The organism is Streptomyces sp. AC627_RSS907, assembly GCF_019049165.1.
Genome location: NZ_JAGMUE010000019.1, coordinates 41002 through 49966, shown reverse-complemented (window position 1 = coordinate 49966; position 8965 = coordinate 41002). Strand labels below are relative to the sequence as shown.

Genomic DNA, 8965 nt, shown 5'->3' with positions numbered 1-8965 from the left:
ACCATGCCGGAAGATGCGCCGATGCTCGTCATGCGTCAACGGTACGTGAGCGCCGCCCCTGGGGGCAGGCTGTGCGGGGCGGTGGGGTGGGCGGCGGGCGGGCGGTGCCACGGGGCGGCCGGTGGGGTGGCGACACCGGTGCGGGGCGGGGTGGGACGCGCGGCCCGGCGCGACGGGTGCCTCCCCGGCCGTTCGGCACGGAGCGAGGCACGGCCGCCGGCGGCCACGGCGTCCCGGCCACGGCGTCCCGGCTACGGCGTCAGGGCCGTAGCCGCCCGGTCCAGCGCCCTCTGGGCGGCCCACGCGTCCGTCGTGTCGTGCGCCAGGAAGGCGAAGCCCAGCAGGCGGCCGTCGGCGGTGACCACCGTGCCGGCGAGGGTGTTGACGCCCGTCAGGGTGCCGGTCTTGGCGCGGACGTGGCCGGCCGCTCCGTCGGTGTAGCGGTCGGCCAGCGTGCCGGTGAAGCCGGCGACCGGGAGGCCCGTGAGGACGGGGCGGAGCTCGGGGCGGGCCGGGTCGGCGGCCTTGGCGAGCAGGGCGGTGAGCAGGTCGGCGGTGATCCGGTCCGTGCGGTCCAGGCCGCTGCCGTCGTGGAAGCGAGCGCCGCGCACGGGGAGGCCCAGCTGTTTCAGGCGGGCCGTGACGGCGGCGGAGACACCGTCGAAGTCGGCGGGCTCGCCGGTGGCCACGGCGGTGTGGCGGGCCAGGGCCTCGGCGAGGTCGTTGTCGCTGTTGGTCAGCATCCGCTCGACCAGGGCGGTCACGGGGGGCGAGGAGACGGTGGCGAGGGTGTCGGCGCGGTCGGTGGCCTCGGCGGGGCCCGGGGGCGACGCGGTGATGCCGTGCTCCTCCAGGAAACCGGCGAAGGTGCCGGCCGCGTCCGCCGCCGGGTCCGCCGCGCGGGGGGCCGGGCCGCTGGTGGAGTCGTCCGTACGGGCCTCGTCGGCCATCAGGGCGGTGACGCGGGCGAGGTTCTCGTTGACGCCGATCGGGTGCGTCTCGGTACCGGAGTAGAGCGTCGTGTCGTACGACAGCGTCACCTTGCGCAGGTCCCGCTTCTTCAGGGCCGTGGCGGTCTTCTCGGCGAGGGCGCGCAGGCTGGCGAGGCCCCGGGCGTCCTCCCGCGCGGTGAGGGTGGGGTCGCCGCCGCCGATCAGGACGAGTTCGCCGGTGCCGGGCTCCAGGGCGGTGCGGGTGGTGAGGCGGTGGTCGGGGCCGAGGGCGGTGAGGGCGGCGACGGCGGTGGCGATCTTGGTGGTGGAGGCCGGGGTGAGGGGGAGGCCGGCGCCGAGGCCGTAGAGGCGCTTGCCGGTGGTGAGGTCGACGACGGCCGCCCCGCGGCGGGCGCCGAGCGCCGGGTCCTCCAGGAGCGGGCCGAGGACGTCACTCACGGCCTTCCCGCCGGGCGCCGCCTTGGCGCCGCCCGGCACGCCGTCCGAGGCGCCGCCGAGCCCGGCCAGGACGGGTCCGGCGCTGGGAGCGGGGCGGGGCGCTCCGGACGTCGTACCGGAGTCCGCGGTTCCGTGGCCGTGATCCGCGTCACCCGCCTGCTCCCACGCGACGGCCCGGTCCCGCTCGGCCGTACGCTGACCCGTGGAGTCCCAGGGGCCGGCGGCGGTCACCACACCGGCGGCCAGGGCCAGCCCGGCCGTGGCGGCACCGGCGGTGTACTGCCAGGTCTTCGGCCTGGTGATCCGGGCGAGCTGCGGCACGGTGGCCCGTGCGAACCGCGCGATCCGCGGTTCGGCGGCCCGCACGGCACGTGCGAGGCGCGGACGTACGGCGTCCGCTGCCCGCGCCACACGCGGTCTCGCGGCCCGCCAAGGCCTCAGCTCTGGCACTACCACCAGCCCCTTTCGCGATCACACACCTGCGTGAGGGACACTTAACCACCAGAACGATGTGCTGATCATGGAGGAGCGTCCGGTGGAGTTCGACGTCACGATCGAGATCCCGAAGGGTTCGCGGAACAAGTACGAGGTGGACCACGAGACGGGTCGGATCCGCCTGGACCGTCGGCTCTTCACCTCGACCGCCTACCCGACCGACTACGGCTTCGTCGAGAACACCCTCGGCGAGGACGGCGACCCGCTGGACGCGCTGGTCATCCTGGACGAGCCGACCTTCCCGGGCTGCCTCATCCGCTGCCGCGCGATCGGCATGTTCCGGATGACGGACGAGGCCGGCGGCGACGACAAGCTGCTGTGCGTCCCGTCGACCGACCCGCGCGTGGAGCACCTGCGGGACATCCACCACGTGTCGGAGTTCGACCGCCTGGAGATCCAGCACTTCTTCGAGGTCTACAAGGACCTGGAGCCCGGCAAGTCCGTCGAGGGCGCCAACTGGGTCGGCCGCACCGACGCCGAGATCGAGATCGAGCGGTCCTACAAGCGTTTCAAGGAGCAGGGCGGCCACTGAGCAGCACCCCTCCCGCCCATCCTGTGACGGGCCGCACGCACACGCGTGCGGCCCGTTCGCGTTTGGGTACGCATACTGAGGGCTACAGGGGGGCCGTGCACGCATCAGGGAGCGCTACGCAAGTGACGGAGGCGGAGGACCGCAAACCGCAGACGGACGAGGCCCGCAGTGCCTTCCGGCAGCCCGGTGGGGTCGCGACGCCGGCCGACGGCGAGTCGTCGACGACGTCCGAGTTCGAGATCCCGCAGGGCCTGGCCGTCCCGCGGCACACCGGCACGGAGTCCGAGACCACCTCGGAGTTCGCGCTGCCGGAAGGGCTGGACGTGCCCCCGGCGCCGCCCGCCGAGGGCGAGGGGTCGGCGTTCAGCACGCCGAGCACGTACAGCGCGTGGACCGCGCCGACCGCGTTCACGCCGGCGAGCGGCGTCCCGATGCTGAGCCTCACCAAGGACGTGCCCTGGCAGGACCGGATGCGCGCGATGCTGCGGATGCCGGTGGCCGAGCGGCCCGCGCCCGAGACGGTCCAGCGGCACGACGACGAGACGGGCCCCGCCGTGCCGCGCGTGCTCGACCTGACGCTGCGCATCGGTGAGCTGCTCCTGGCGGGCGGTGAGGGCGCCGAGGACGTGGAGGCGGCGATGTTCGCCGTCTGCCGTTCCTACGGTCTGGACCGCTGCGAGCCGAACGTCACCTTCACCCTGCTGTCGATCTCCCACCAGCCGTCCCTGGTGGAGGATCCGGTGACGGCCTCGCGGACGGTACGCCGCCGGGGCACCGACTACACCCGGCTCGCGGCCGTCTTCCAGCTGGTGGACGACCTCAGCGACCCGGAGGCGCACATCTCCCTGGAGGAGGCCTACCGGCGCCTCGCCGAGATCCGCCGCAACCGGCACCCCTACCCCACGTGGGTGCTGACCACGGCGAGCGGTCTGCTGGCGGGCGCGGCCTCGCTGCTCGTCGGCGGTGACGTGATCGTGTTCTTCGCCGCCCTGTTCGGCGCGATGCTCGGCGACCGGCTGGCCTGGCTGTGCGCGGGCCGGGGGCTGCCCGAGTTCTACCAGTTCGCGGTGGCCGCGATGCCGCCGGCCGCGATCGGCATCACGCTGACGCTGGCGCACGTCGACGTGAAGGCGTCCGCGGTCATCACCGGTGGCCTGTTCGCGCTGCTGCCGGGGCGGGCACTGGTCGCGGGGGTGCAGGACGGTCTGACCGGGTTCTACATCACCGCCGCCGCGCGTCTGCTGGAGGTCATGTACTTCTTCGTCAGCATCGTCGGCGGGGTGCTGATCGTGCTGTACTTCGGCGTCCAGCTGGGCGCCAAGCTCAACCCGGACGCCGCACTGGGCACGGGCGACCAGCCGGTGGTGCAGATCCTCGCGTCGATGCTGCTGTCGCTGGCCTTCGCGATCCTGCTCCAGCAGGAACGATCCACCGTGCTGGCGGTGACGCTGAACGGGGGCGTCGCCTGGTGCGTGTACGGCGCCATGCACTACGCGGGCGACATCTCACCGGTGGCCTCCACGGCCGCCGCGGCGGGACTGGTGGGCCTGTTCGGACAGCTGATGTCCCGGTACCGGTTCGCGTCGGCGCTGCCGTACACGACCGCGGCGATCGGGCCGCTGCTGCCCGGTTCGGCGACGTACTTCGGGCTGCTGGCGATCGCGCAGAGCGAGGTCGACGCGGGACTGCTGTCGCTGTCGAAGGCCGTGGCGCTGGCGATGGCCATCGCCATCGGGGTGAACCTCGGCGGGGAGATCTCCCGGCTGTTCCTGAAGGTGCCGGGGGCCGCGAGTGCGGCGGGGCGCCGGGCGGCGAAGCGGACGCGGGGCTTCTAGCACCGGGGCGCCCCCGGGCCCGGGGTTTCCTGCCGGTCGACGGGCGCGGGCTCGTCATGGCTGGTCGTGGCTGGTCGCGCCCACGCCGCGGAGCCGCACATCGATACGGCCCCGCGCCCCCTGGACGGGTTCAGCGCCCCTGGTTGTAGGGGTACTGCCCGCCCTGCTGGTCACCGTAGGGCTGCTGCTGTCCGTACCCCTGCTGGTCACCGTAGGGCTGCTGCTGTCCGTACCCCTGCGGGTACTGCTGGGCGTACTGCTGCTGCTGGCCGTAGTCCTGGTCGCCGTAGCCCTGTCCGTACTGCTGCTGGGGCTGCTGCGGCTGCTGGTACGGGTCCACGCGGCGCAGCTGGGTCGTCGCGTCGTCCATGACCGGGTACGGGGGCTGCTGCTGGGCCGCCGGCGGCCGCGGCTCGGTGGCGGCGGCGCGCTTCTTCTTGCCGCGTTCGCGGAGGTACTCGATCGCGATCGGGACGACCGAGACCACGACGATCAGGACGAGGATGGCCTCGACGTTGGTCCGGATGAACTCGATCTGGCCGAGCCAGTAGCCCGCGAGGGTGACGCCCGTGCCCCAGGCCACGCCGCCGATGACGTTGTACGTGAGGAAGGTGCGGTACTGCATGCGTCCGGCGCCCGCCACGATGGGGGCGAAGGTGCGCACGATCGGCACGAAGCGGGCCAGGACGATCGCCTTGGGGCCGTACTTCTCCATGAACTCGTGGGCCTTCTCCAGGTTCTCCTGTTTGAAGAGCTTGGAGTTGGGGCGGTTGAAGAGCCTGGGGCCGAAGAACTTGCCGATCATGTAACCCACTTGGTCACCGATGACGGCGGCCAGCACGATCAGGACGCACACCAGCCACAGCGGCTGGCTGATGTACTCGCCCTGGGCGACGAAGAGGCCCGCGGTGAACAGCAGCGAGTCGCCGGGCAGGAACGCGAAGAGGCCGGACTCGGCGAAGACGATCAGCAGGATGCCGGGCAGACTGAAGGTCTCGATCAGATAGTCCGGGCTGATCCACTCGGGGCCGAGCGCAAGCGTGGTCACGGGATTGTGGCTCCTGCTGCTGGGGGAGGCGGGCTGGACCTGGCTGCCCAAACGTACAACGCAGCCGTGGCGTACCAGGTTCCACGGGGGTTTTCGGGGTGCACTGTGACGCGGCCCGGGGAAACCTGAGAACCATGGGTATTGAAGAATACGGCGGCGGACAGAGTCCTCAGCCCGAGGTACTCGTCGTGACCACGAACGACCTGCCCGGCCACCGCGTGCAGGAGGTGCTCGGGGAGGTCTTCGGGCTGACCGTGCGTTCCCGGCACCTGGGGAGCCAGATCGGTGCGGGGCTGAAGTCGCTGGTCGGCGGTGAGCTGCGCGGTCTCACCAAGACACTGGTCGAGACCCGCAACGAGGCCATGGCGCGGCTCGTCGAGCAGGCACGCGCGCGGGGGGCCAACGCGGTACTGGCGTTCCGCTTCGACGTGACGGAGGCGGCGGACGTGGGCACCGAGGTGTGCGCGTACGGGACGGCGGTGGTCGTGGCCCGGGAGTGAGCCGGGTCACGACCACCGGCCTCAGGCCGTGTGCCGGGCGGCGTTGGCGAGGATCGCGTCGCGCAGGTAGACGGCGAAGCCCGGCCGGGCTGCGTCGAGGTTCCGCGTGAAACGCTCGTCCGAGACGTACATCTCGCCCAGGCAGGTGTGCATCTCGTACCCGCAGTCGTAGTGGTTGCGGGCGATCCCCTGCCGGTGGTCCTCGGCGGCGTCCATGGCCGCCTCGGAGTCGGCGGGCTCACCGGCCTCCATCAGAGCGACGAAACGCCGGGTGAGCTCGTCGGCCTCGTCCTGGATGCGCTGCCAGTCCTCCTTGGTGTACGAGGCCGCGCGCTGCTGCGACTGGCGGTAGGCGTCGGTGTGCCCCCAGCGTTCCCGCACCTCCTCCCGGTGCTCGTCGGGGTCGAAGTCACCGAAGACCTCGAACTTCTCCTCCGGCGTGAGGTTGATCCCCATCGTGCGTGCCTCCATGGCGTGCTCCACGGCCGCCGCCATCTTCCGCAGCTTCTCGATCCGGGCGGTCAGCAGCTCGTGCTGGCGGCGCAGGTGCGCGCGCGGGTCCGCGGCCGGGTCGTCGAGCAGGACGGCGACCTCGTCGAGCGGGAAGCCCAGCTCCCGGTAGAACAGGATCTGCTGCAGCCGGTCGAGGTCGGCGTCGCTGTAGCGCCGGTGGCCCGCGTGGCTGCGCTCGCTCGGTACGAGCAGGCCGATGTCGTCGTAGTGGTGCAGGGTGCGCACCGTCACTCCGGCGAAGCCGGCCACCTGTCCCACGGAGTAGCTCACTTCCGCTCCCTTCTGTGACGCCCTCCACGCTGCCGCCTCACGCGACGTGAGGTGCAAGCCCGGGCGTCCGCGTGCCCCACCGTGAACGGCCCCGCCTTTCGCGGCGCCCGGCGCCCCGTGTCCCCCGTAGGAGCTACCCGGACTGTCCACTCGGGGGTGATTCGGGAACGTCGCCGCCTACGTAGCGTTCGTGGCAGGTCGCCGGAAGGCACGCGGCCGTTGCCCTACGGAGGTCACCATGAGTACGACGCGCACCGCGCCGCTCCAGCCCACAGGCCGGGAGGGTGGCCGGTTCTCCCAGTCTCCCCTCGTCTGGATGCTGACCGGGATAGTGGGTGTGGGTGCGGTGTCCGGGCTCACCTCGGCGGGTGGGGTGGTCGCCGTCCTGGGTGCGGTCATGGCGGTTGCCGCCTACTGGGCGGTCATGCGCTTCGTCGCCCGGCGGAGCATGCCGGAGCTCGCGAAGTCGGGGGCCGTGCCACAGACGTTGTTCGGCGCCGCGATCGGCTTCGGGTTCATCACCGTGTCGATGCTCATGCTCCTCACCGAGTTCTCGTTCGCCGAACGGCCCGGTAACGGCCTGTCGATCGTGGCGAGCATGGCCGCGATGCAGGTCGGCGCCGCCGTGACCGAGGAACTCCTCTTCCGCGGCCTCGCCCTCCAGGCGCTGGAGAAGCTGTGCGGCAGTTGGGCGGCTCTGGCGATCACCGCGGCGGTGTTCGGCGGTCTGCACCTGGCCAACCCGGACGCCACGCTGTGGACCTCGACCGCGATCGCCATCGAGGCCGGCGTCCTCCTCGGCGCCGCGTTCCTGTGGACGCGCAACATCTGGTTCGTCGTGGGCCTGCACTTCGCCTGGAACACCGCCCTGGGCCTGATCGGCATCCCGGTCTCCGGCCACGCCTCGGAGGGTCTGATGACCACCACCCCGACCGGCCCCGGCCTGCTGACCGGCGGAGAGTTCGGGCTGGAGGCGTCGATCGTGCCCGTCATCGTCAGCCTGCTGATCGCGATCCCCATGCTCATCGCCGCCCGCCGGCGGGGCAACCTGGTACCCATGCGCCGCAGGCACAGCTGAACACCCGTCGCCCGACGGCCACGAGATCTCGCCCCCGTTCGCCGTGCGAGCGGCGGCGAGATCGCCGTATGTCCACGCCTGAGGCCGTGGCACACAGGTGGTCGCGCAGTACTGCAACGGCGTACGACGTCTGCGACGCGTCCCGGCGGCTTCGGGAGGGCGGCCGGCTGATGGGCGGCGTACCGGTTCCCGCCCCACCGCGAGGTCCTGTCGGTGCCGCGGGTGGTGTGCCGCAACGGCTTCTCGGCCGACATGGCCGGCCTGCTGCCGGCCCGCTGCCGGCGGACCTGGAGCGGCGGCTGCCGGAGCCGCGCCGGCAGCCGCACCCGCTGACCCGTGACAGGGGCGCGGTGACCGGGTTCCACCACTGACGGGTCCGCCGACTGGTCAGGAGGGGAACTCGCCGCTCCTGGCCCCCGTGACGGACGCACGCACGCCCGAGGCCCTGACCGGTGCTGCCGCATCGCGGAGAGCAGAGGAGCCCGCCGTCCCGCGCATGCGGACGTCAAGGCCGGTTCGCGGCAGGACGGCCGGCGTCTGCGCGCTCACCGGCTGAGCCGTGTGAAGCGCGCCACCGCCAGTGGGAAGAACACCGCGAGGAGTGCCAGCGGCCATGCGACCGCCGCCCACACCTGGCCCGCCTCACCACCGGGGCTGCCGAACAGGTCGCGGACGGCGGTGGCGGTCTGGGACATCGGGTTCCACTGGACGACCGTGCCCAGCCAGCCCGGCATGGAGTCGGGCGTGGCGAAGGCGTTGGAGAGGAAGCCGACCGGCCAGACCAGGATCTGCACCGCCTGCACCAGCTCGGGCTTGCCGGCCAGCAGGGCCAGGAAGATGCCGATCCAGAGCATGGCGAAGCGGAAGAGCAGGAGCAGGCCGACCGCGCCGAGGAAGGCGCCGGGGCCGCCCTGAGCCCGCCAGCCGAGCGCGTACCCCACGCCGGTCAGCACGGCGAGACCGAGTGCCGACTGGAGCATGTCGGCGGCGGAACGGCCGACCAGGACGGCCCCGTCGGCCATCGGCAGGGAGCGGAAGCGGTCGATGACGCCCTTGTCGAAATCCTGGGTGACGGCGATCATCGTGCCCTCCAGGCCGAAGGCCATGGTGAGCGCCAGCATTCCGGGGACCAGGTAGTCGACGTAGTCGCCGTTCACGCCCCGGCCGCCGCCGACGAGGTAGCCGAACATCAGCAGCAGCATGACGGGGAAGACCAGGTTGACGACGACGGTGACCGGCTGCCGCGCCCAGCGGGCGAGCTCCCGGCGGGTCATGGTCCAGGAGTCGGTCAGGGCGTACGTCG

The 8965-nt window shown here is 72.3% G+C and carries 8 protein-coding genes and 1 pseudogene; 5 read left to right on the top strand and 4 right to left on the bottom strand.

The window, feature by feature from the left end; all coding sequences use genetic code 11:
• Positions 1-251: 251 nt before the first annotated feature.
• A complete protein-coding gene (gene dacB, locus KUM32_RS06115; RefSeq protein WP_217140761.1) occupies positions 252-1802 on the bottom strand; it encodes a D-alanyl-D-alanine carboxypeptidase/D-alanyl-D-alanine-endopeptidase in 1551 nt (516 codons plus the stop codon).
• Positions 1803-1926: 124 nt separating this feature from the next.
• On the opposite strand from dacB, the gene KUM32_RS06110 reads away from it, so the two are divergent.
• Complete coding sequence (locus KUM32_RS06110; protein WP_064731883.1) at positions 1927-2418, top strand: inorganic diphosphatase; 492 nt, start codon at positions 1927-1929, stop codon at positions 2416-2418.
• A 122-nt stretch (positions 2419-2540) separates the two neighbouring features.
• A complete protein-coding gene (locus KUM32_RS06105) occupies positions 2541-4253 on the top strand; it encodes a threonine/serine exporter ThrE family protein (protein ID WP_217140760.1) in 1713 nt (570 codons plus the stop codon).
• Positions 4254-4383: 130 nt separating this feature from the next.
• On the opposite strand, the gene KUM32_RS06100 is transcribed toward KUM32_RS06105, so the two are convergent.
• Positions 4384-5301, bottom strand: a complete 918-nt coding sequence (locus KUM32_RS06100) for a DedA family protein (protein ID WP_217140759.1) — start codon at positions 5299-5301, stop codon at positions 4384-4386.
• A gap of 134 nt (positions 5302-5435) precedes the next feature.
• Between KUM32_RS06100 and KUM32_RS06095 the strand changes: the two genes are divergently transcribed.
• Positions 5436-5801 (top strand): YbjQ family protein, encoded by a 366-nt coding sequence (locus KUM32_RS06095; protein ID WP_217140758.1) that lies wholly within the window; start codon positions 5436-5438, stop codon positions 5799-5801.
• A 21-nt stretch (positions 5802-5822) separates the two neighbouring features.
• On the opposite strand, the gene KUM32_RS06090 is transcribed toward KUM32_RS06095, so the two are convergent.
• On the bottom strand, positions 5823-6584 hold the full coding sequence (locus KUM32_RS06090; RefSeq protein ID WP_217140757.1) for a MerR family transcriptional regulator: 762 nt from the start codon (positions 6582-6584) through the stop codon (positions 5823-5825).
• Between the two features lie 238 nt (positions 6585-6822).
• Here KUM32_RS06090 and KUM32_RS06085 point away from each other — a divergent pair, with 238 nt between their 5' ends.
• The gene (locus tag KUM32_RS06085) at positions 6823-7662 is read left to right on the top strand and encodes a CPBP family intramembrane glutamic endopeptidase (RefSeq protein ID WP_217140756.1); all 840 of its coding nucleotides are present in this window, start codon (positions 6823-6825) and stop codon (positions 7660-7662) included.
• Between the two features lie 119 nt (positions 7663-7781).
• Positions 7782-8033 (top strand): annotated as a pseudogene (locus tag KUM32_RS43255) (glutamate decarboxylase); the annotation flags it as partial.
• Between the two features lie 174 nt (positions 8034-8207).
• Here KUM32_RS43255 and KUM32_RS06080 read toward each other — a convergent pair.
• A complete protein-coding gene (locus tag KUM32_RS06080) occupies positions 8208-8936 on the bottom strand; it encodes an ABC transporter permease (RefSeq protein ID WP_217140766.1) in 729 nt (242 codons plus the stop codon).
• Positions 8937-8965: the final 29 nt, after the last annotated feature.